Source organism: Paenibacillus anseongensis, from assembly GCF_009757995.1.
GTDB classification, from domain to species: Bacteria; Bacillota; Bacilli; order Paenibacillales; family NBRC-103111; genus Paenibacillus_E; species Paenibacillus_E chondroitinus.
In genome coordinates, this window is record NZ_WSEM01000039.1 from 469,819 (window position 1) to 491,515 (window position 21,697).

General features: G+C 45.7%; 17 protein-coding genes. 2 read left to right on the top strand and 15 right to left on the bottom strand.

What is annotated here, in order from left to right:
* Window positions 1-83: 83 nt before the first annotated feature.
* The 12 genes from GON05_RS37375 to GON05_RS37430 form a co-directional block, all read right to left on the bottom strand.
* The gene (locus GON05_RS37375; RefSeq protein ID WP_157326524.1) at window positions 84-1,352 is read right to left on the bottom strand and encodes an ATP-binding protein; all 1,269 of its coding nucleotides are present in this window, start codon (window positions 1,350-1,352) and stop codon (window positions 84-86) included.
* A 14-nt stretch (window positions 1,353-1,366) separates the two neighbouring features.
* Window positions 1,367-2,350, bottom strand: coding sequence for an aldo/keto reductase (locus GON05_RS37380; protein WP_157326525.1), 984 nt, complete (start codon window positions 2,348-2,350; stop codon window positions 1,367-1,369).
* Between the two features lie 116 nt (window positions 2,351-2,466).
* A complete protein-coding gene (locus tag GON05_RS37385; RefSeq protein WP_157326526.1) occupies window positions 2,467-2,667 on the bottom strand; it encodes a CLC_0170 family protein in 201 nt (66 codons plus the stop codon).
* A gap of 15 nt (window positions 2,668-2,682) precedes the next feature.
* Window positions 2,683-3,897: a Ger(x)C family spore germination protein gene (locus GON05_RS37390; RefSeq protein WP_157326527.1), complete on the bottom strand. Its 1,215-nt coding sequence runs from the start codon at window positions 3,895-3,897 to the stop codon at window positions 2,683-2,685.
* Window positions 3,878-4,993 carry a GerAB/ArcD/ProY family transporter gene (locus tag GON05_RS37395; RefSeq protein WP_157326528.1) on the bottom strand — a complete coding sequence of 372 codons (1,116 nt, stop codon included), beginning with the start codon at window positions 4,991-4,993 and terminating at the stop codon, window positions 3,878-3,880. Before GON05_RS37395 ends, GON05_RS37390 begins: the two co-directional genes overlap by 20 nt.
* Window positions 4,941-6,656, bottom strand: coding sequence for a spore germination protein (locus GON05_RS37400; protein ID WP_157326529.1), 1,716 nt, complete (start codon window positions 6,654-6,656; stop codon window positions 4,941-4,943). The genes GON05_RS37395 and GON05_RS37400 overlap by 53 nt, the downstream gene beginning before the upstream one ends.
* Before the next feature lie 162 nt (window positions 6,657-6,818).
* Entirely contained in the window at window positions 6,819-7,799 is a 981-nt protein-coding gene (locus tag GON05_RS37405) for a glycoside hydrolase family 43 protein (RefSeq protein ID WP_157326530.1), read from the bottom strand.
* Between the two features lie 123 nt (window positions 7,800-7,922).
* Window positions 7,923-8,663 (bottom strand): class I SAM-dependent methyltransferase, encoded by a 741-nt coding sequence (locus GON05_RS37410; RefSeq protein ID WP_157326531.1) that lies wholly within the window; start codon window positions 8,661-8,663, stop codon window positions 7,923-7,925.
* Window positions 8,664-8,792: 129 nt separating this feature from the next.
* On the bottom strand, window positions 8,793-11,009 hold the full coding sequence (locus GON05_RS37415; RefSeq protein WP_157326532.1) for a hypothetical protein: 2,217 nt from the start codon (window positions 11,007-11,009) through the stop codon (window positions 8,793-8,795).
* Window positions 11,010-11,063: 54 nt separating this feature from the next.
* The gene (locus GON05_RS37420) at window positions 11,064-12,242 is read right to left on the bottom strand and encodes an ABC transporter permease (protein ID WP_157326533.1); all 1,179 of its coding nucleotides are present in this window, start codon (window positions 12,240-12,242) and stop codon (window positions 11,064-11,066) included.
* On the bottom strand, window positions 12,239-12,961 hold the full coding sequence (locus GON05_RS37425) for an ABC transporter ATP-binding protein (RefSeq protein ID WP_127456027.1): 723 nt from the start codon (window positions 12,959-12,961) through the stop codon (window positions 12,239-12,241). The genes GON05_RS37420 and GON05_RS37425 overlap by 4 nt, the downstream gene beginning before the upstream one ends.
* Window positions 12,962-12,991: 30 nt before the next feature.
* Window positions 12,992-14,650 carry an efflux RND transporter periplasmic adaptor subunit gene (locus GON05_RS37430; protein WP_181646479.1) on the bottom strand — a complete coding sequence of 553 codons (1,659 nt, stop codon included), beginning with the start codon at window positions 14,648-14,650 and terminating at the stop codon, window positions 12,992-12,994.
* 246 nt (window positions 14,651-14,896) lie between these two features.
* Here GON05_RS37430 and GON05_RS37435 point away from each other — a divergent pair, with 246 nt between their 5' ends.
* Window positions 14,897-15,673 (top strand): DUF817 domain-containing protein, encoded by a 777-nt coding sequence (locus tag GON05_RS37435; protein ID WP_157326535.1) that lies wholly within the window; start codon window positions 14,897-14,899, stop codon window positions 15,671-15,673.
* A gap of 42 nt (window positions 15,674-15,715) precedes the next feature.
* Here GON05_RS37435 and GON05_RS37440 read toward each other — a convergent pair whose 3' ends face one another.
* From GON05_RS37440 to GON05_RS37450, 3 genes are all read right to left on the bottom strand, one after another.
* Window positions 15,716-16,846, bottom strand: coding sequence for an L-dopachrome tautomerase-related protein (locus GON05_RS37440; protein ID WP_157326536.1), 1,131 nt, complete (start codon window positions 16,844-16,846; stop codon window positions 15,716-15,718).
* Window positions 16,847-16,942: 96 nt separating this feature from the next.
* Entirely contained in the window at window positions 16,943-17,596 is a 654-nt protein-coding gene (locus tag GON05_RS37445; protein WP_157326537.1) for a YheC/YheD family protein, read from the bottom strand.
* An 879-nt stretch (window positions 17,597-18,475) separates the two neighbouring features.
* The gene (locus tag GON05_RS37450; protein WP_157326538.1) at window positions 18,476-19,342 is read right to left on the bottom strand and encodes a VOC family protein; all 867 of its coding nucleotides are present in this window, start codon (window positions 19,340-19,342) and stop codon (window positions 18,476-18,478) included.
* 386 nt (window positions 19,343-19,728) lie between these two features.
* Between GON05_RS37450 and GON05_RS37455 the strand changes: the two genes are divergently transcribed.
* On the top strand, window positions 19,729-21,648 hold the full coding sequence (locus tag GON05_RS37455; protein ID WP_157326539.1) for a family 43 glycosylhydrolase: 1,920 nt from the start codon (window positions 19,729-19,731) through the stop codon (window positions 21,646-21,648).
* The last annotated feature ends 49 nt before the right edge of the window (window positions 21,649-21,697 follow it).

Sequence of the window (21,697 nt, forward strand, 5' to 3'; positions counted from 1 at the left end):
TACGGGACAATTTTTAAGTGAATATAAACAAAAAAAGAGCTGCCAGTGGCAAGCCCCTTAAGTAACCTGTTATTCAACCTTTGTCACAATCCTCGCGGAACTGCTGGGAATGATATTTCAAACTCCGTCCCCTTGCCTACTTCGCTGGTAATATGTATTTTACCCTTCATTGCTCTAATAAGACTGAATGAGACCATTGTACCTAGGCCAGTGCCTTTCTCTTTGGTGGAAAAATACGGCGTACCCAATCGGCTAATTTGTTCCTTCGTCATGCCAATCCCGTTATCACGTATTGTAATCATAATTCTATCGGTTTGCTCTTTTAGCCCAATTACCAAAACACCACCGCTTTTCGACATTGCCTCAATGGCATTTTTCCCAATATTGATCAGCGACTGCCTAAGCTTATTCCGATCCCCTTGAATAAACATTTGTTCATCCTGCAAGGTTACTTCAATTTTGACATCGTTGTAATTGGCAATCGTTACTAACACTTGAGAGACATATTGCACTTCATCCTTCATCAGGATTAACTCGTCTTTCTCAGGTTCAGGCTTTGCGATGGCTAAATAGTCGCTAATGATGACTTGTGCCCGCTCTAATTCTTCCAGTGAGATTTGCTGATAAAATTGGAGCTTCGATGGGGCCAAATGAGGTACCCCCATGAGTTGAATAAACCCTCTAACGGCCGTGAGCGGATTTCTGATTTCGTGAGCAACTGAAGCCGCCATCTCGCTGACAATCCTCATTTTCTCACCATGGACTGTGTCTTCCTGCATATGAATGTACTTCTGTTGAAACTCGATCAGATAAATATAGACGGCGATTACCACACTCTGCAGAATGTAGGTTTGGGAGGAGGAAATGAGATTGGCAGTAAAAAGCTCCATCTTACCAATACTCGTTAAATAAATGAGAAAACTAACAATTTTAACCGCTACGCACACAATGACGGCAGAAATCATTTTATGTGCTAAACGCATTTGTCGATATCTTTTTAGAAGTAAGATGATAAAAATAATGGTTGGAAGAAAGGAAACACAATAGATCAAATTATTGGGATTTCCGAGAAGATAACGGACTACGATAATTGCCGCATACAGAAACATCGACACATAAATTCCGCCATACAGGGATCCGACAATCAGTGGAATGGATCTAAAATCATAGACCAAACCATTCAAATTAACCGGAATGGACATCGCGAACGCAATGGCTATTGTGAAAAAAAAGCAAAGCCACAGCCGATACTTCATGCTATGACTTTGAAATTTGTACAAATAGGGATAAACAACAAGCGGAGAGAAGATCAAGAAGATATTTAATATAAAGTCTTTAAAAAAATCAATCATAGAAACATCATCTTCTAATAAGGCCCCCGAATGTAGTCTCTCACCCTGTCCTCATAAAAAGTTTGAAGTCGAGCCATTTCTTCCTCGGAAAAAGATGGCGCCTGCGCCGTGCCGAGGTTATCAGCAACTTGGCGTTCGTTTTTGAATCCCGGAATTACGCAGGTAATATTCGGATTGTCCAAAATCCAACGCATAGAAGCTTGCGCCATGTTGCCGCAACCTTCTGCGATCCATGCCAGTTCCCTTGCCAGCTCCACTCCCTTGGTAAATGGAAGCCCGGCAAACGTCTCGCCAACGTTGAACTGTGCGCCATCCGCATTGAAATTCCGGTGATCATCGGCAGCAAATGTGCTCGTTTCTGTGAATTTCCCGGTCAGTAGGCCACTGGCTAACGGAAGTCTGACCAGAATCCCTACCCCTGCAGCTTGCGCTTGCGGAAATAAAGTTTCGGCCGGTTTTTGCCGGAACAGGTTATAAATCACTTGCAGCGCCTTGACTCCTGGCTTACTCAGCGCGAACAAACCTTCTTCCACCGTCTCGACGCTAACGCCGTAATGACGAATTTTGCCTTCCGCTTTGAGCTTGTCCAGCACTTCGAAAACGTGACCATCCTTCAAAATGGCTAGCGGTGGACAGTGAATTTGATAAAGATCGATTCTTTCCCGATTCAATCTTCTCAAGCTAGCTTCACAATACTCTCGAACCGTTTCCTCTGAATACGTTTTTGCATCATAAATATCTCCTGCACGGCAAAACTTTGTTGCTATGTAAATGTCATCTTCTTTTCCTCTAGTTGCTTTGGCGAGCAGTTCTTCCGCATGCCCCGATCCATAAACATCGGCTGTATCAAAAAAGTTAACCCCTGCTTCCATAGCCAAGTGCAAGCCTTTAATGGCTTCATCGTCGTTAGATAGTCCCCAGCTCCCACCGATGGCCCATGTGCCAAAGCTAACCTCACTAATGCTAAGTTCCGTATCACCTAGTTGACGGTATTTCATTGCTAATTCCCCCTCCTCGTAATTGCGGCTTTGGTACAAAGTGCAGCATGTCTATATTCTCCATATATCTCCTATTTCCCTCTTTTGAAGAATAACACCAAGAAGGCTGTGCGCGCTTATTTCCAAAACCATTTTTCATAAACGAGGTAGCCTACGTAGGAAAGAATCCCTAGGGATATATTGAGCCATCCGGTAAAAAGAGCCCCTTTTTTCTCCCTCTGCAAGTTTGCTTTCTTATACACTCTCACATCGAAAACTAAGACGAGCAGTCCGGAGATCAGCAGCAGCAAAACCGTGTAATTATTAAAGGTAATCATGAGCCGAATCCTTCCTTACTTCGTTTTCGTTCCAATTCGTCTAATCTTAACGTGCATCGAGACATCAACGTTCATCTCTCTATATTTGCTCTCCCACTTTTCCTTGGTTTTTATTTCCTTGTTCCAATAGGATGGCTGCGTCGCGCGTACAAATTCTCCAAAGCCGAAAATGTCACTGCCATCTTCCTGTGTCTGCTGGATGAATGTCTCAAATCCCTTTTCAGCGTCTTTCTTTATTTTCTCTTCCAGCTGGAGCAAATTATTTTTCGTCACGAGTACCTTCTCATCCGATTTTTCCGTTAAGTCCCCTTCGACCTGGCATCTAATGGTCGCAAACACTTTCCCATTTTTGATTGTTGTTGTTATTTTCGATTTCCGATGTGTGGTTTTGAAAATAACGTTTGTATGAGAGTTCGGCATTTCCTGAAGGATACTGTAACCGCCGGGGTTTAATTGCTTTATGGCCATATAGTGGCCTATTTGCAATGCTGTTGAAGTGCCCACCATTTTATCATTTTTAAAATAAGCCATTCCGGCAAGTTCAATATTCGATTCCTTCTTTAACTCCAAGTAAGGAACCGTTCCTTCCTGACCTTTAGCCGAACTGGCACTGAAAAAAACACCTAAGAAAATGTTGGGCAGCTTGCCCATTTCTCTGGCATGCTCCAAGGTGGCGAGCAAATATAAGGATGGAACGCGCTCTAATTGCGGAGTCGCATTCATAATGTCTGCCGCGGCTCCTTTGGAAACAACCATCCAGACCGTTCTGCGGACTTGCGGCTGACGGCGAAAGAAGTCATTTTCGTTCTGAATCCCTTTTTTGGCAACCGTTTCCGACAGCACAATGACTCTTAAATGGCCATAGAACAACCGATCCGCGAGCTGCTGCTGTAAGTTCATTAAACCATCTTCAATGGTGTTTCCTACGCTGGTCAAAACCCAAACTGGCTTTTGATCAGCTGGCCCCCCTGTGTCGCCTCCTGTCCCGAGCGGAATGCGACCTGGTACAGCAATTTGAACGGTGACACGAATGAGTCCCTTGTTTGAGGATTCCTGACTAAGAAGATGTGTCGCATTGCTGGTTTCTTTCTCATCTCCTGGCTTTGCTTCATCGATGCCAATGGCTAATACAACCGCGCGATCTTCGATTTCAAGACGATCCCAGCAGCCTGTAAGCAAAGGGGTCATCAACACGACAACAAGAATCTGTTTAATCAGATTTTGCCACAAGTTGATCACCCCGACTTTTTTTCTTACGAATCAATGCCACTATATATAAGACAAGTGGATACACCACTGTGATGATTAATCCCCAACGTCCTACAACTTGAATAATTTCATACATCTGCAGCAAATTTTGAGGAAACATAGCCATCACATATATAAAAGGAACTAGAAAGAAAGTGAACATCTTATGATCCTTAAGTCTCAAGAGCTGACTGATAAAATAAATGGCTAAGTAATAAGACGACAGTAATGTCGTAAACACCGCCGTAACCCAAACAGCAAGAAAAGCCCCATCCAAACGCTCCAATATGTTCGCAGGCAGTGAAGTTGTTTTGGCTAATTCCAAGGTTGGCCACACTAATTTTTTAATTTCCTCCGATCCGAAGACGCCAACCGTCGCAATGACGATAAGGACATATAAAGCTCCGGAAATACCCATCCCGACATAGCCTGCAATCATGGCCTTCTCCGGTCTGCGCATCGCAGGTATGACGATGGTCATAACGAAAGAGCCTTGAAATAAGGCTGCCATCGTGAGGATGCCAGCAGACATGCCGCTTGGTTCATTCCCCCATATGGGGAGCAAATTGACTAAATGCGCGTTCTTCAGCGAGAGTACAACAATTAATAATCCAGGAAATACAATGACCGGGAAATAAAAATGATGGAAATAGGTAAACGTGGTAATATCCGCCCGTGAGGAAACAGCAGCTAGCAGCAGCATGACGATCACCGTCACTTCAAGCGGTGTTTTCATCAATACGGACGTAACAACGACTTCACCGAACTCCCTTGCTGCCAGCGCTGTAATCAGAGCAAAAAAAACAATGATTAATACACTGAATACGCCTGCCGTCCATTTGCCGATTAAAACCTTGCTGTAGTCTATAATCGTTTGATCAGGAAATCGCATTCCGAGCTTTGTTAGAAGCCAAAGACCAGCTATTCCAAGCATTAAACCGAGAAAAGTAACAAGCGGTGCCCCGGAATCAGCTGCTCGGACAGCAAAGAGTGAGAGAGCTAGCACCCCCACTCCAATAATCGTGCTAATCAGTATGATCGCGGCTTGAATCACTGTTATCTGGCGAGGATGCTCCATAGGTTACGTTCCTCCTATCTCCAACCTTCAATGGATCTAACGTATTATTTGCTGCTTTGTCACTCATTTCTTTCGTTAATTTGCTTAGACGAGTGTCATTAGGGGTATGTAAAAGCCCAGGTCTTTTGGGCATCGACCATAGGGGCAAGCGTGCCAGCGTATCTTTCATACCCTGGAAATTTCCAGGTACTATCGGGCTCAAGTACGGAACGCCGAATGAACGCAAGGAGAGCATATGGTTCGCGATCAAAATTAATCCGATCATTACGCCATACAGACCGAAAATTCCTGACAAGATGACAAGCGGGAATCGCAACAATCTAAGAGCTAACGCAGCGTTGTAGGCCGGTGTTGCAAATGAACCGATCGTCGTTAACGCAATGATAACAACCGTAATCGGTGAGATAAATCCTGCCGCTACCGCCGCTTGTCCTACGACAAGCACGCCAACGATGGATAGGGCTCCGCCAACCTGCTGGGGGAGCCGCAGCGTCGCTTCCCTCAGAACTTCCATGGAGATTTCCATGATTAACACCTCAATGACCGACGGGAATGGCACTCCTGCTCTTCCCCCTGCCACCGCGACGGCGAACTCCGTTGGAATAAGCTCCGGATTAAACGAGATTAGAGCTACATACAACGATGGAAAAATCAGTGAGAATACCAGAGCTACGAGGCGAGATAGACGTATGAAACTAACCAAGAGATACCGTTCCGAGTAATCCTCCACCGTTTGGTAAAATTGACTGAAAACTGTTGGCAAAATAAGAGCAAACGGTGATCCGTCTACCAGTAGAATCACCCTGCCTTCCAGCAGATTGGCAACAGCCTTGTCTGGCCGTTCTGTGTTTTGAATTTGAGGAAACGGCGAGACATGATTATCCTCGATAAATTGCTCCAAATAACCTGCATCAAGAACGCCATCAATATCAATCAACGAAAGGCGTCTGAATACCTCTTTAACGAGTTCAGGGTTCACAATGCCATTAATATAACAAAGAGCAACTTTGGATTTCGTAACTCGCCCAATCCGTATGGTTTTTATTCGCAAATCCGGTGTCGGGAGCCGATAGCGCAGAAGTGCCAAGTTCGTCCCCAATATTTCGATAAAACCTTCCCGGGCTCCCCTGATCACCTGCTCTGTCTCCGGCTGCGAGATCGAACGTTTGTCAACTTGGCGGGTGCTGAAAACAAAACCATCCGCCAGCCCATCAACCAGGATGACGGTTTTCCCTTCTACAATGGCTTGGATGATCTCATCCAGCTCAGTTTCCGTTCTGCCTTCACATGAATACAAAGTATCGTTCAACAGATAATCTCTCATTGAACGGTTATCATCCTTCGGATATCCCTTCGCGGTCGTATGCATCAAGGGCTTTAATATATGATCATTTAAATGTTGTTTATCAATTAAATCAGCGAAATATAAAGCTGCTGCCGGATGCTCGTCACATATGCAAAAACGGCGCATGATAAAATCGTCATTGTCGCCAAGTATGCCCTGAACGAAGTCCAAGCTGTCATCGAGTTTATGGCTAATGGTAGCTTCAGCATATTTCTCCAAAGTCTGATGTGCGGGTGTTTCGACATTTGAATTCTTTGAAGGCTGTTGACTTTGGGATCCCGGTCTTGTTCGACGCCTATACCATTGCCAAATCGTCATCCGAATACGCCCCCTGTACATCTCATTAGATGATTGCAGCTTTCTTCGCCCCATTGATTTCCTTCCATGTATTTTTATCCAAAATCGGGATTCTATGCATGAAAAAAACTGCCCCCTCAAGTCTTACAAGACCATAGGAAGCAGTTCTATAGGAATAATTGTTTATTTATAAGGGTCAATCGTTTGGATAGTTCCATCCGCGTTATACGTTAATTCCGTATATTTGACACAGCGTTTATGGTTAACACCATCTGATAGGGAGCAGTCATGATAAAATAAGTACCATTTATCTTCGAATTGAACAATGGAATGATGGGTTGTCCACCCGATTACCGGCGTAAGGATCGTACCTTTAAACACATACGGCCCTTGAGGATGTTCGCTCATTGCATAAACAAGACAATGTGTAGTCCCCGTTGAATAGGAAAGATAGTAATATCCATTGTATTTATGAACCCATGGACCTTCGAAATATCGTCTGTCCTCATCGCCTGCTAGGATTGGATTGCCTTCTTCGTCCACAATCTTGATTTCTTGCGGCTCGTCCGTGAACGTGAGCATATCCTCACTTAAAACAGCCACTCTCGGCCCCAAGGCTGGTTCATTCTCTGCCGGCCCCTTAGCATCAGGTAGGAATGTTCCTGTCTGCCATTTCTCCAGCTGACCACCCCATAGTCCGCCAAAATAAATATAAGCTTTGTTATCCTCGTCGATGAACACGGCAGGATCAATACTGTAGCTGCCTGGGATATAATTTTCCTGAGCCGTAAAAGGACCTGCAGGCGTTGAGCTTGTAGCGACACCAAGTCTGAAAATGTCCTCTTTGTCCCGAGCCGGGAAAAAGAGATAATACGTATTGTTCTTATACGCTGCGTCCGGCGCCCATAATTGCTGCTTCGCCCAAGGAATATCTCTCAGGTGCAAAGCCTCGCCATGGTCGACACAAGGTGAATTAAAATCGTCCATGGAGAGAATATGATAATCTTCCATCGCATATTGGTCGCCATTATCATTAGAAGGTCCATCGTGGTCTAGGTCATGGGAAGGATAAATATAAATTTTGCCGTCAAATACGTGGGCAGATGGATCAGCCGTGTAAATATGCGTAACTAAAGGTTCCTTAGGCTGTGCAGGCTTGTTCATGTCCATTTTCTCCTCGTTAAACTTAGTTTGTTTAATGTATAAACTTACATATTTCATTATAACCAAGTTAGCCTAACAATCAAGAAAATTATGCAGCCGGGCATGAAATAATTAGAAATAGGCTTATTGGGCGTGTTTTGCTGCTGCAATCAAAAGGAAAATGGGACGCCGAGTCTCATCTTTCATCTCCGGATACTTGTCCAATGCTTCTTGCGTTGGTTGAGGCTCGGAGAGCTTAGTTATGCTGAATCCAGCATCGATCAACGCATTCATATAAGTGGCAACCGTTCGATGATACTTCACGACGTCCGTTTCCAGAAATCTAGCCTGTCTTAGTCCCTCATCCTGATAATTGTCGACTGGCCAATGCAGGCGTTCGCCTTGTGGACCATAATACCAATCTTGTTCTGCACGCGAAGTGAACATCGGATGCTCGACGGAGAGGATGAAGCTTCCCCCTTCTGTGAGGCAATGATGAACCTTATGACTGAGGTCGTCGAAATGTTCCACATAATGAATGGCAAGTGATGAAATCACCACATCAAATTGGCCTGCCAGAAAGTCGATGTCTTCAATCGCAAGTCGGCGATATGTAATGGCTTTATCCTCCGTTAGTTCTTGCGCACGCTCCAGCATTTTCTCGGAAAGATCCACGCCTACAACGAAGCGAGCTCCATTCTCGCGTGCATATCGGCAATGCCAGCCATATCCGCAGCCAAGATCAAGCACGGCTTTGCCTGAAAGATCCGGCAGTAGCGCGCGAAGTGCAGGCCACTCCCCTGCTGCATCCAGTCCACCTGTCGAGCGTGCCATTTGGCTGTATTTTTCAAAAAAGCTGTGATCATCATATTTGTTTTGTTTCATAATTTGCTACTAGCTCCCGTCGGCTTCATATTTTTCTCGCACACTACTAGCCTAATATATAAAAACCAATCATATCAAGTATGATTGGTTTTCGGCCTACGCGTTATTTAGATTGAAATAAACTCGACATTAATGGAATTGCTTAATCAGACGTTTAGCTGTCCCGTTAGGGGTATTAATAACTTCGTACATGTTGACGACGACACCCGAGTCTACTTGCTCGTTTTTAAGTCCAGTGACAACAATTTTTTGCTTACCGCTCGTCAGTTTACCCGTACCGACCAGTGAGGACGTTTGAGTGCCTACGATGCGACCAAGCGAATCCACCATGTCGAATTCAATAGTCGAGAAATTCGAGTCTATAATGACTTGATCCTCATGGGTGATATCAAGATCAAGGTTTAGTTGATAAGAGTAAGAACCACCGCTATACAGCCAACTAATTGACTCATCATTCACTTTCAATGAGAACGGATAGAGATCAATCGTGTCGCCCTCATCCTCTTTCTGTAGAGCAACCTGATACGTTCCGAGTGATACTTTGCCTTCGGACACTGATTTATCATCATAGATGTTCAGCGCAAAGGCTTCATCGTCCGCTGTTTTGCGATTCGGAAGCAGATAGGAATAGCTAACCACATAAGAGCTGCCCGGCGTAAGCTGCGTGGTGACAGAGCTTTGGCGTGTGCCCGTGTACGAATTGCCATTGCTATCCAACAGCTCATTTTGAAGCTCAGGCAAAGCAATCGTGTTTGAGCCATTGTTTGTGATTTTATATTTGGCGATGGCGGTTTTGTAGCCAAGATCATCATTTTCGTGAGCATGCAGCTCGACGAGCGAAACATCCACATTTTTATTCACGATGGAATTATCCGTTAAAGTCAGCTTATTGCCAATCGAGTAGCTTGCAGCTGTTGTAAAGCCATTTTTGGCTTCGCTCGCGCCTTTCAACAGGAACACCGCTACAGGCATCTGTCCTGTAGTTCCGCTACCCGCAGAAACTGTTGCCGATTCGGACGTCTCGTTCGTTCCAGCCGTAGTTGACGTTGTGTCTCCGCTTGCACTGTTCGTGCTAGTCGTGCTGTTCGTATTACCCGCACTACCTGTACTGCCTCCATTACCTGCGCCTGTTGTGCCCGATGTCTTCTCCCAGAGGACAAGCTGAGCCGCGTTCGGATCCGTGCCGGACGGCAAAATCGCATTAAAGTAAAAAGTCGTTGTTTCTTTCGGAGCCAAAAATGCGGAGCGAGCCGTATTATCCGCTGCAGACAAAGCCGTGCCGGAATCTCCAACTTGGTAAGTTGCAAAGAAGGATGGAATTGCCGCAGACGCTTCGCCGTCATTACTTAACGTAACAACCGTTTGCACATGAACGCCGTCAGCTTGCGTCGAGTACTGGGACGTACTCGCTTGGACTGTCATCTGCTCTCCGTCTTGCTGTCCGCTATACACCTGTTTTGTATTTAGCGCTGTTGTTTGGAGAGATGCATTCAGGCTCATGTTCCCCAGCGTCACATCTTCGGTTTGATTCAAGTAATAAAGTTCCAACGATGCACCAGACATCGCCATCTGTTTGGAGATAGGCGTTTTTAACGTTAAGGTATCCGATTCACTTGGAAGGAACGTTGTACTTGATCCATTTGCATAGGTTGAAGCGTATTTCAAGCCATTGGCATCTACTAATCTGAATTGAAGAGCTGCAGGCAGTTTAACGCTGCTGGAACCTAGATTTTTCGCGGATACCTGCGTATACAGATACCATTTTCCATTTTCCGAAACGCGTACGCTCTGCCCTAATTGGAAAGCAAGTGAAGCATCATTGGCTAACGTGCTGTCGAGCGTCCGAAGATTAATAATCTCTTCCGGCACGGTCACCTGACCTTCTCCAAGCGCAGAACTTACAGGCAGTTGCCCCAGATGTTTCATGAAATCTGCCTGCCCAGCATCCCAACGGAAGACGTCGATCTTCAGCTGATCTGCGGTTTCGCCTTCTGTCAAATTGGCATAGAAACGAAAGCTCGTATCCTGCCCGGGGAGAACGCTGGCGCTTTTCTTTTCACTCAATTTAGCTGTAAAACTATGCCCAGACGTATCGGTGACGCGCACGCCATATTGATTGAAGTCGATTGCATTTTGGTCCCCATTATGTAAGGAAACCGCAAACTGTAACGATGAGGACGAGAGCGCAGCTTGGCTGATTGTAAAATAAGAGGAAGAAGTAATATACACGGCTTCCCCTGCTGCTTGAGCCATACCTGTTGGTAAAGAGGCAGCGGTTAGGCTGCCGGTCAATAACAAGGCTAAGGTCGTATGTTTCAAAGAAAGTGTTGTCAATTTGCGAATCATGATGTTTACCTCCCGTAGCTTAGAATAATCAATAAATTACTCAGCAGTCATGCATTAATCGTAACGAAGAGCATCGATTGGTTTTAATTTGGACGCTTTATTGGCCGGGTACAGTCCGAAAATGACACCGACTAATGCTGAGAATAAGAATGCGTAAAGACCTACGTTAATGGAAAGACTTGTAGCCTGACTCGGATTGATATAGGGCCAAGCGAGCGATAACGCTACCCCAACAACAAGGCCAATAAATCCGCCCATTCCGCTGATTAACGTAGCTTCCACCAGGAACTGCAAGAGAATATTTCGACGTTTGGCCCCTATGGATTTACGAATCCCAATCTCCCGCGTTCGTTCACTAACGGTTACAAGCATGATATTCATAATTCCGATCCCGCCAACCAATAAGGAGATCGCAGCTACAGCAACTAATTGATTCGTTAGCGTGCTTGACGCCGTTTGTTTGGCGCTGATCAATTCGGAAGAGTTGAAAATGTTATAACCTGACGTACTCTTGAATTTGCTCGCTAAATATCTCTCAAGAACAGCCTGCACCTTGCTGACCTCGTCCCCGCTTGCTGCTTCTACATACGCAGAGCGAATGGATCCTAATTTAAAATCTCTGCTCATTGTTGGCAGCGGCACAATAACCGCACTGTCTAGCGACGTTCCGCTCGTATTAGAACCTTTGCTTTTCAAAACACCGATAATCGTATACATGTAGCCATTGACATTGATCTCCTCATTCAATGGATCATCCTTGCCAAAAAATTTCGTCGCCACTTCGCTTCCTATGACCGCCACGTGATTGCGATAATCCAAATCCGCTTCGGCCAGGAAACGCCCGCTGCCCATTTCTCCTTTTTGCATGCTCAGATAACGGTCGTTCGTCCCTATCACGTTGTACGTTTCCGTCGTGCGGTCATACTTGATATTCGTGCTGTTTCTGGTCATCGTTGGTGCAATCCCGCTTATGCCCGCTGTTCCTTCGAGCTCCATGATCTCTTCATACTTCAGTTGGGTTGCGCGGCCATTGCCAAGCAGATTCACTGTAAGTAGGTTCGTTCCTAGTCCCTCATATTGCTTCTCAATCGATTTGGAGGTTCCCTGTCCAATAGATACCAGCGTAATTACGGAGCTAACCCCAATAATAACGCCAAGCATCGTCAGAACCGTCCTGAGCGGATTGGAACGTACCGTGGCCATCGCCATTTGAAAAAGCTCCCAAGGTCTCATCTCGTCACCGCCTCTTCCACCTTCGGAATCGGCATCGGCTGATTGCGAACATCCTTGATGATTTCGCCGTCTCGAAGCGTGACAACACGTTTGGCATGATCGGCAATATGATTGTCATGCGTAATCAGTACAATCGTGTTGCCCTGCTGATTGAGCTCCTGAATTAACTCCAGCACTTCAATCCCTGTTTTGGAGTCCAAGGCTCCGGTCGGTTCGTCAGCCAATATTAACGATGGTGAAATGGCTAGCGCTCTGGCAATCGCCACCCTTTGCTGCTGTCCCCCTGAAAGCTCACTTGGCTTGTGATGTCCACGCTGGCCCATTCCCAGCTTTTCCAGCATACGTTGGGCTTGCTCTCGGCGTTGTTTGGCAGGAATACCTGCATAAATCATCGGCAATTCCACATTTTCGATAGCGGATAGCCGGGGCAGCAGATTGAACTGTTGAAAAATAAAACCGATTTTCCGATTTCTGAGCTCGGCTAAGCCGTTGTCGGACATTTTTACCGTAGAAACGCCATCCAGCGAGTATGTGCCTGAAGTCGGTATATCCAGCAATCCGATCGTATTCATTAGCGTGGATTTCCCAGATCCGCTCGGACCGATAATAGCAACGAAATCACTTTTGGCAATGTGCAGGGTAATTCCCTTGAGAATTTGCAATTCTTCTTCCCCGCGTGCGTAGCTTTTGGTGACTCCCGTTAATTCAATGATATTCATACGACTGGCTCCTTTCCTCGAAGCTGCCCATTATGGGCGCGCTCCTCCTCCGCCTTGGAATCCGCCTTCGCCTCTTTGGAAACCAGCGGGAGGACCGCCTTCTCCGCCAGGGAAACCGCCTGGCATCTGCGCGTTCGTCGTCGTAGCTTTGCGCGTCGGCATCACAACTTCATCGCCCTCTGCCAAACCGCTTAAGATTTCAACTTGTGTTTTACTGCGTATACCCGTTTTAATTTCGTGCTGTTCTTCGACGGTTCCATCCGCTTTCTTCAAGGAAACGGTGGATTTGCCCTTCGTCGTTGTAATTGCCTGAATTGGCACTACGAGAATGTCCTTTTTATCTTGAATGTAAATTTCAGCTGTTGCCGTCATCGCGTATTTGAGTACACTATCCGGATTCGGGATGGAAACAACGGCATCGTAGGTGGTTACTCCGTTGGTTGTCGTACCGACATTTGACACGGATGTTACTTCACCTTCAAAAGATTTACCCGAAATCGCGTCCACTTTCACGACAGCTTTCTGACCGACCTTCACACTCGTTAAATCCAGCTCATCCACAGCAATGGCCAGCTGCATCGTGCTTAAACTCGCTACCGCTCCAAGCGTAGTATTGGCCGTGATCTGTGCGCCTACTGGATAGTTGCGAAGCACATTGCTTTTGCTATTCGCAAAGTCCGCTGAGAACACGCCGTCGAATGGCGCTGTGATTGTCAATTGATTCACCTTTTGCTGCGCATCGTCGACTTTAATTTTCTGGCTGTCGATGGCCGCTTGCTTGCTGATGATGTTTTGCTGAAGATCATCGTTAAACAACGTTGCGATGAGATCCCCTTGTTTCACAGTCTCTCCGTCTTTAAATTTCAAGCTTTTAACCGTGCCGCTAGCTTCGGAAAAAATAGGCGTCGTACGCACATAATCCAATGCGACAAGCTCTGTTGATTCAATTTTGCTATCGCCGCTTCCGATAGTGCCTTTCACTTTCATGCCGGCAGAAAGTGTCCCGTCATTCGTGACCAGTACCTCTACGTCAACGATCTTATTGCCGTTCGTATCAGCTTTCATTTCATGAGATACGCTGGATACCGTCCCAATCTTGGACAATAAGTATCCGTCTACCGTCAACTCGACGTTTTCCCCATTCTGCAGTTGAACAGCTTCTTGCAGAGGGAAAGCAAGTTTGACCTTAAACTGTGAAGTATCCGAAATCGTTCCGATCTTCGTCGTTTTATTCACTTGACTTCCCACATCCAAATTGGAAGCCAGAGTAAGCTTTCCGCTCATTGAGGCGGATATCGTCATATGGTTTTGCTCGCCCTGCAGCTCAGCGAGTTCCTTTTCCAGCTGCTGCTGAGTGACCTGCGCTTCTTTCAGATTTGTTTCTGTGGAAGGAACAGACAACTCTACAAGTACATCGCCTTTCTTTACCGCCTGATTCTGAGTCAAATTCATTGTTTTAATAATTGCGTCCACGGGTATTACGATATTTTGCTTATCTTTAGCATCCAGCTGAGAGGTTCCCGATATAGATGAAGATATGGCTCCTTTGGTTACCTTCATTGCCGATTGCTGCCCCGTAGCGGCTGCTACAGGCTTCGATTTGTTGTGTATGTAGTAGTAAGTTCCAGCACCACACAACATCGCAGCCACAACGACAATGATCCATTTTTTCTTCCGATTCATGTTCATTGTTGATTTCCCCTCTCCCATGTACCAAGACCACGATTGTCTTCGTCATATAGATCTCACATTTAGGAGTCTAAGGGGTTTGGCTGAAACCCTACTGAGCACAGGCTGAAAGAAAGTTGAAAGCCAACTTAACGTTTGCTGAAAATGGAAAATTCTGTTTTGAACAAATCGGTAAATAATCTAGTCAATTTGTTAGGAAAGTGCCGATATACTAGCTATGAATCGTACTCGAAAGGAAGGCATGGCATGAGACTGTTTATTAAGCTGTTAAGCCTTTTTATTTACCACGAAGCGATGTCGTGTTTATTCCCTGTGGGCATTTTCATAACACTTGCTTTAAGCAAATTCCTATCAATCCCTGGGGTACCCCGGTATGATTTTATTTTGGCAGGCTGTCTCCTCTTGCAAGTTTTTATGTATCTCAGCAAGTTGGAAACGAAGGATGAATTAAAAGTTATTTGTGTCTTTCATGTCATTGGTATTGCTTTGGAATTGTTTAAAGTACATATGGGATCGTGGAGCTATCCAGAGTATGGGTTTAGTAAAATTTGGGGCGTTCCCCTCTACAGCGGCTTTATGTATGCAAGTGTAGCAAGCTTCATCTGTCAATCTTGGCGTCGATTATCGCTTTCCTTGAACGCTTACCCGCCAAAATGGATCACGATTCCTTTCGGTGCTTGCATTTATCTCAATTTCTTTACGCATCATTTCATTTACGATGTGAGATACCTGCTCATTTTATTGCTTTGCATTCTTTTCTACCGCACAAAAATCAGGTTTAAGTTATCACGGTTTGAACTTGCAATGCCACTCCCATTATCTTTTTTGTGCATCGGTTTTTTCATTTGGATCGCAGAAAATATTGCTACTTATTTCGGTGCATGGCGGTATCCCAATCAAGATCACTTATGGCATATCGTGCACCCGTCCAAAATTGTTGCCTGGTTTTTACTTGTGATTGTATCCTTTGTTATCGTTGCTGAACTAAAACGACTGAAAAAAAAAAAACGGTCAGTTAGGTAGCTTCTACCTTCTTGACCGTTTTTTTGCGAACTATAGTTAAAGCTACCCGTATAAATAGGATTTCACATCTTTTCCAACATAAGCTTTCCAGATAATTAAATTGTACGGATTGTTCCAATCGATTTCATGATCCTCAACCATTTCATGAAGCCGGTTGTTGTTAAAGATGATGGAGCCCTTCTGATCAAAAGCAACCCCGTCTACCCACAGCATCCGGTCGTCTGAAACGAATTTATGGAAACTGCGATCCCTTGCGTCGAAAAAACCGATCCCTTTTCCCTCCAACATCGTGTAAAACAAATTCCCTCGATTATCCGCGTGCATCCCGTCTGTTGTTGTCCCTTTGCTCCCAAGGACCTGCACGGAGCTATTTATTTGTTCGAGCGGTATTTGCTCGTTTCGTAATAGTTTCGTATGAACCGCGTACAAATTGCGGCCAGTTAATTGACAATAGTAGAGTGTAGAACGATCCCCTGACAAAGCGATGCCACCGACTCCGATGCGCAGCGGTTTATTCTTAAATACAGGCTTATAATCAATTTGAAAATGAAAGTCAGGGAAATCCTGCGTACTGAACTGCCGGTCGAGCACACGCCGGAACGATTTGGTTTTCATGTTATACACAATAATGCCGCCGCGTAGTGGATGGTCCGGGTAGCCGCAGCCAGAATCCGTAATATAGACAAAACCATTTTTATTATCCACCACGAGGTCATTAAGGAAGGAAGTCCGATACGGTGCGATCTCATCCGGAATGACGATAGCGTCAACCAACGAATTGCTGTTTAAATCCCAAATCACAAGCTTCTGAGACCCGTCCGGCGAAGGCTCGAAGGCAATTTTGCCTTGATCCAGCAGCCACATGCGATTATATTCATCAATTTCAAAGCCGAGGACAGATTGCAGGGTAGTGATGTCGCCAACCTCATTCCATGCCCAACTTGGAAAAGCTTCAAGCAGCGGCTTATCTTCCTTGACCACGATGCGATTCATCGTTGCAGGAATATCAGGAGACCACCGCGGAACAGAAACATAATACTGTCCTTGATGATCAACTTTCACACTGGCGGGGATCGCCTTTTTCCAAATTTGCTTCGTTTCAAATTCTTCCTTCATCACAGTCTGAGGAAAGTGCCAATCCAAACGGCTCCAATGACATATTATTTTATACATGGATATGAGCCTCCTGTGACTTGTAAGTAGTCATGCACCTACCATATTGGTATGCGCTCAGGAATAAGGCGTGTGGGCTGAAGCATGAGGCCAATATTAGTGAGGTCTTGTGTTCACTTCAAAAATCCAGACAGTTCCCCTTTTATCAATGCCAAAATCGTAGCCTAACATCCCAATTCCGGGAAATTTGGCCTCTAATAACATGGTACAAGTCCGAGAAACACCAACCATGGTGTCGATTTTGGATTTGACAAGCGCAGTAGGGAACGTCCGGCCCACAGCATGCCTGCCTTTCAGCTGCGTACCGCCTTGACATAGGTTCGTGACGAACAGACCTGGACGCGCTAATCGGCCCACAACCGCCCGAATCTGCCAGGTACGTCCGACTTTGGCCAGCTTAACGCGGTAATCCACGGGCCTGCCATCGATGGTAGTCAAATGTATACCCTGTTGGATCATCAACGGACGGTTCTGGCGTATGCGATTAATGGCTTGCAGCAGCTCATTCCAGTTATAGACTCTTTTCGTACCCGCGTTGTGAAGCATGAAGCCGCTGCCTGCCCGTTGGATTTTCATCACACGGCTCCCACCGGTTCCAACGATTGGTTTGGCTACGACAAATTGAAATTGACGAAGCATTGCTGCAAGGTTCTCTGCGCTGTAGCGACGCATAGCTGGAATATGCTTGGCGACACCGGAATGCTGCAGCAGAACAGCGAACTTCGACCATTTACTAGCAACTCGACGCATGAAAGACTCCTCCTCTGTACATGCCATCCTTTATGCTAAAGTATGCGTGGTTCGTCCGAAGCGCAAGGGACAATCTGGAACTAATTTTTGTACTTTTTCAAACTTATAGCGAGCAGCCGATTACGAGTCTGTAGTTCCCCGGAAAGCTCTAGAACAGCCCTGTGGGCACAAATAGTGCCTCAGGTTCCTCTATGTGCCGCCGCGTGCCGCCTGCCTGGCATGGCGGCACGGCCGAGCCGAGGCTGTGACTCGGCGGTGGAGAACTACAGGGCGCTATTTCTGCGAAATAGGGCCTTTTGGTGTTGAAGGGGAACTGGGGGCCCTTATTTCCAAGCATTTGGCTGATACTCCCCCAAATACTTAGAAATAAGGCCCTGTAATTCCCCGGAAAGCTCTAGAACAGCCCTGAGGGCACGAATAGTGCCCTCAGGTTCCTCTATGTGCCGCCGCATGCTGCCTGGCATGGTGGCGGAAAGGCCAGGCCGAGGCTGTGACTCGGCTGTTGGGAACTACGGGGCGCTATTTCTGCGAAATAGGCCCTTTTGGTGTTGAAGGGGAACTGGGGGCCCTTATTTCTAAGTACTTGGCTGATACTCCCCCAAATACTTAGAAATAAGGCCCTGTAGTTCCCCGGAAAGCTCTGGAATAGCCCTGAGGCAACAAATAGTGCCCTCAGGTTCCTCTATGTGCCGCCGCATGCTGCCTGGCATGGCGGCGGCAAGGCCGAGCCGAGGCTGTGACTCGGCGGTGGTGAACTGCAGGGCGCTATTTCTGGGAAATAGACCCATCTTGCCGTGAAGGGGAACTGGGATCCCTTCCTGTAGTTCCCTAAATAAAAAAGAAGCAGGCAGGGTTCCCCCGCAACTGCTTCTTTCGGCTTTATTGTTCGTAACCCAATCTCAGCGGAATGCCGGACGGATCTTTTACCATAAAAATATTACCCATCTCACTTACTTGCACGTTTGCCTGCTTCAAGCGCTCGATGGCTTCATTACGGGTCTCCACATTAGGAAACACTAAGGTGTAATAATCCAGCCCTGTGCCGTTGGCAGGCCGTAATGGCGCCTCCTCACCGGCCCAAACATTCAAACCGATGTGATGATGATAGCCACCAGCGGAGATAAACAAGGCTTTCATCGCAATGCGGGCATCGGCCGCCACATCGAAACCTAGAATATCGCAGTAGAATTCCTTGGACTTCTGCAAATTTTTAACATGGAAATGAATATGTCCCATCACCGTACCGACGGGTAAACCGCTCCATACCGCACCTTCCGCCTCATGCAGCAAGCCATCCCAGTCAATCGGATCTGCCGCCATGATATAGTTTCCTTCGGAGTCGCGGCGCCATGTGTTTCTTGGCCGATCACAATAAATCTCAATTCCGTTATGATCCGGATCGGTGATATACAAGGCTTCGCTTACCAAATGATCCGCTTGACCAATATGGATGCCGGATTGAATCAAATTTTTTAAACTCAAACCAAGATCTTTCCGTGTCGGCAGCAAAATTGCAAAATGATAAAGCCCGGCTGCAGATCTGCGTGCTGTAATCTGTGCATCAGGCATTTCTTCCAGTAATACAAAGGGTTCAATGCCGTCAATCGTCAATTCAGCGGATGTGGACGTTGTCTTGCCTAGGCGAAAGCCGACTGTTTCTTGATAAAAGTGTACGGAACGTTCTAAATTGGAGACAAACAATTTGATGATGCCAAGCTTCATATCCTTAGGCAGAGTCGCTGACATGGAAATCCCCCTTTAAATACTTACTATTTGTAATTAAGTTTAGTAAAGTTATTTAATTACGTCAAGGTGATGATTTCCGCAAAATCTCACATATAAATTTTTTACAAAATTTATTTATCAAATTACATTTTTAATAAAAATTCATCAGCGTATAATTTTTCACATGAGATCTCTGTATAAAATTCCCAACAGAGTCTTCTCCCGAATCACATATGTGCTAAGTGTAAACCGCATATCCATAGCGCTAGGCAGCAGTGGCGGATACATTCTTTAGGAGGTGGCCCGTTTGTAGCAATTAATCTATTTTGAAAGCGTTTCCCTATCAGCTTCAAAGTTACAAATGCCAACAAGAATAGTACATTGTCAGCTACAAAGGAGGTTATTTTATGGGGAAAATAAATAAATCTAAATGGGTATTGTTTTGCTTTTCGATCGTATTTGGCTTGATTGTATCGATGCCGGGACTGGCTTATGCTGCTCCGATTCACGCTGGCCCACAATTTGTGGATGGCTATTATGCAGACCCTGATGTACAGATATATAATGGCACATATTGGGTGTATCCGACACGTTCGACTCAAGTTGGTGAATCCAACACTGGGGCAAAATCTGTGGACATTTTCTCTTCAACGGACATGGTTAATTGGACCAAATACCCAAATGTCATCAGTTCGGCCAATATCTCATGGTTGCAACATTCATTGTGGGCACCAAGCGGGGCTTATCGTGATGGAAAATATTACATCTATTTTGCTGCTAACGCAATCAATGGCGATGGACAATTAGGCGGAATAGGCGTTGCAGTCGCTGATCATCCAGAAGGTCCATATACCGACGCGATTGGCGCACCGCTTATCAATGTTGTAAGAAATGGTGCAGGGCCAATGGATCAAGATGTATTTATCGATGATGACGGTCAGGCATATATGTATTATGGCAGTTGGGGCGAGTGTAATGTTGTAAAGCTTAACGCTGACATGAAGTCTCTGGGAACATGGCCCGACGGAAGCGTCTATAAGAAAGTTACGCCTACGAAAACAGGCGATAATGACTACTTTGAAGCGCCTAAAGTGTTCAAGCGAAACGGGATTTACTATATGAATTATGCTGCCGGTGTATGGGCTGATTCATCATATAAGGTTATGTATGCAACGTCCAGCTCTGTAACAGGGCCATTTGTACCGCAAGGTATTATGCTGCACACAGATACGACCACAGCAGATGGGCCTGGCCATAATGGTATTGTTCAGTCCCCTACAACAAATGATTGGTACATTTTTTACCATAAACGTTATCTGAATAATTCCCAACGCGTACTGGCGTATGATAAATTTGAGTTTAATCCTGATAATACGATTAAGCCAGTCGAAATGGCCGAAGAAGATAACTTTGATGACAGTAATGATACAGGATGGACAACATATGGCGGTGCATGGACCGCAGCTGGCGGTCAATATAGTGTAGCATCAAACCCAGGTGCTAAAGCTCTTCTGGATACCAGTTTCTCAGATCTGATCTATGAAGCTGATGTGACACCGGGGTCAACTGGCAATGCGGGTCTGGTATTTAGGGTGTCCAATCCTGGAACGGGTGCGGATGCTTACCAAGGCTACTATGCGGGACTCGATGTTCCCAATCAGCAAGTGTTGATTGGCAAGGCCAACAACAACTGGACCTCACTTGCCACGGCTCCGATGAGCTTAACCGCTAATACAAAGTATCATGTTAAAATAATCGCACAAGATGACTCCCTTAAGGTTTATGTTGGGGATATGACGACACCAAAGGTTAGTGTGACGGATTCAACTTATAAGGGAGGAAGTGTGGGCGTTCGAACCTATGATTCAGCGGCCAAATTTGATAATATTTCCGTTCAAAGCAGCCGATACGAAACAGAAAATTTAATTGTAAGCGCTACCTCAGGCGATAAACACACCATGTTTGGAAATGGAACTGGTCGCGACCTCAGTTTGAGCGGTGGATTTGGAACTGCGTTGGAAGCCAATGCGGTCAATGATTATGTGACATACACGGTGAATGTGCCCGAGGCACGCAGCTATAGTGTAAGGGTCGGTGTGAAAAAGGGCCCTAACAGAGGGCAGTTCCAATTGTCGGTAAACGGTGTAAATCATGGTGTGGTTCAGGATTTATATTCAACTGCATTTAACTATGTGGAACTGAATGTCGCCAACATCACCTTCAGTTCAGCAGGCGATAAAGCTTTCAAGTTTACTGTTGCAGGTAAAAATGGCTCAAGTTCAGCCAACCATCTTTCACTTGATTACATTAAACTAGTACCAAACTGATACAAATAGTAACACCTAGGCCTTGGTCTGCCCTGGTCTAGGTGTTTTT

Coding starts and splice junctions, on each gene's coding strand:
- GON05_RS37385 (WP_157326526.1), bottom strand. CDS start 2,667: ATGATTACCTTTAATAATTACACGGTTTTGCTGCTGCTGATCTCCGGA.
- GON05_RS37375 (WP_157326524.1), bottom strand. CDS start 1,352: ATGATTGATTTTTTTAAAGACTTTATATTAAATATCTTCTTGATCTTC.
- GON05_RS37445 (WP_157326537.1), bottom strand. CDS start 17,596: ATGCGTCGAGTTGCTAGTAAATGGTCGAAGTTCGCTGTTCTGCTGCAG.
- GON05_RS37420 (WP_157326533.1), bottom strand. CDS start 12,242: ATGAGACCTTGGGAGCTTTTTCAAATGGCGATGGCCACGGTACGTTCC.
- GON05_RS37380 (WP_157326525.1), bottom strand. CDS start 2,350: ATGAAATACCGTCAACTAGGTGATACGGAACTTAGCATTAGTGAGGTT.
- GON05_RS37455 (WP_157326539.1), top strand. CDS start 19,729: ATGGGGAAAATAAATAAATCTAAATGGGTATTGTTTTGCTTTTCGATC.
- GON05_RS37450 (WP_157326538.1), bottom strand. CDS start 19,342: ATGTCAGCGACTCTGCCTAAGGATATGAAGCTTGGCATCATCAAATTG.
- GON05_RS37400 (WP_157326529.1), bottom strand. CDS start 6,656: ATGACGATTTGGCAATGGTATAGGCGTCGAACAAGACCGGGATCCCAA.
- GON05_RS37435 (WP_157326535.1), top strand. CDS start 14,897: ATGAGACTGTTTATTAAGCTGTTAAGCCTTTTTATTTACCACGAAGCG.
- GON05_RS37425 (WP_127456027.1), bottom strand. CDS start 12,961: ATGAATATCATTGAATTAACGGGAGTCACCAAAAGCTACGCACGCGGG.
- GON05_RS37405 (WP_157326530.1), bottom strand. CDS start 7,799: ATGAACAAGCCTGCACAGCCTAAGGAACCTTTAGTTACGCATATTTAC.
- GON05_RS37395 (WP_157326528.1), bottom strand. CDS start 4,993: ATGGAGCATCCTCGCCAGATAACAGTGATTCAAGCCGCGATCATACTG.
- GON05_RS37430 (WP_181646479.1), bottom strand. CDS start 14,650: ATGAACATGAATCGGAAGAAAAAATGGATCATTGTCGTTGTGGCTGCG.
- GON05_RS37410 (WP_157326531.1), bottom strand. CDS start 8,663: ATGAAACAAAACAAATATGATGATCACAGCTTTTTTGAAAAATACAGC.
- GON05_RS37440 (WP_157326536.1), bottom strand. CDS start 16,846: ATGTATAAAATAATATGTCATTGGAGCCGTTTGGATTGGCACTTTCCT.
- GON05_RS37415 (WP_157326532.1), bottom strand. CDS start 11,009: ATGATTCGCAAATTGACAACACTTTCTTTGAAACATACGACCTTAGCC.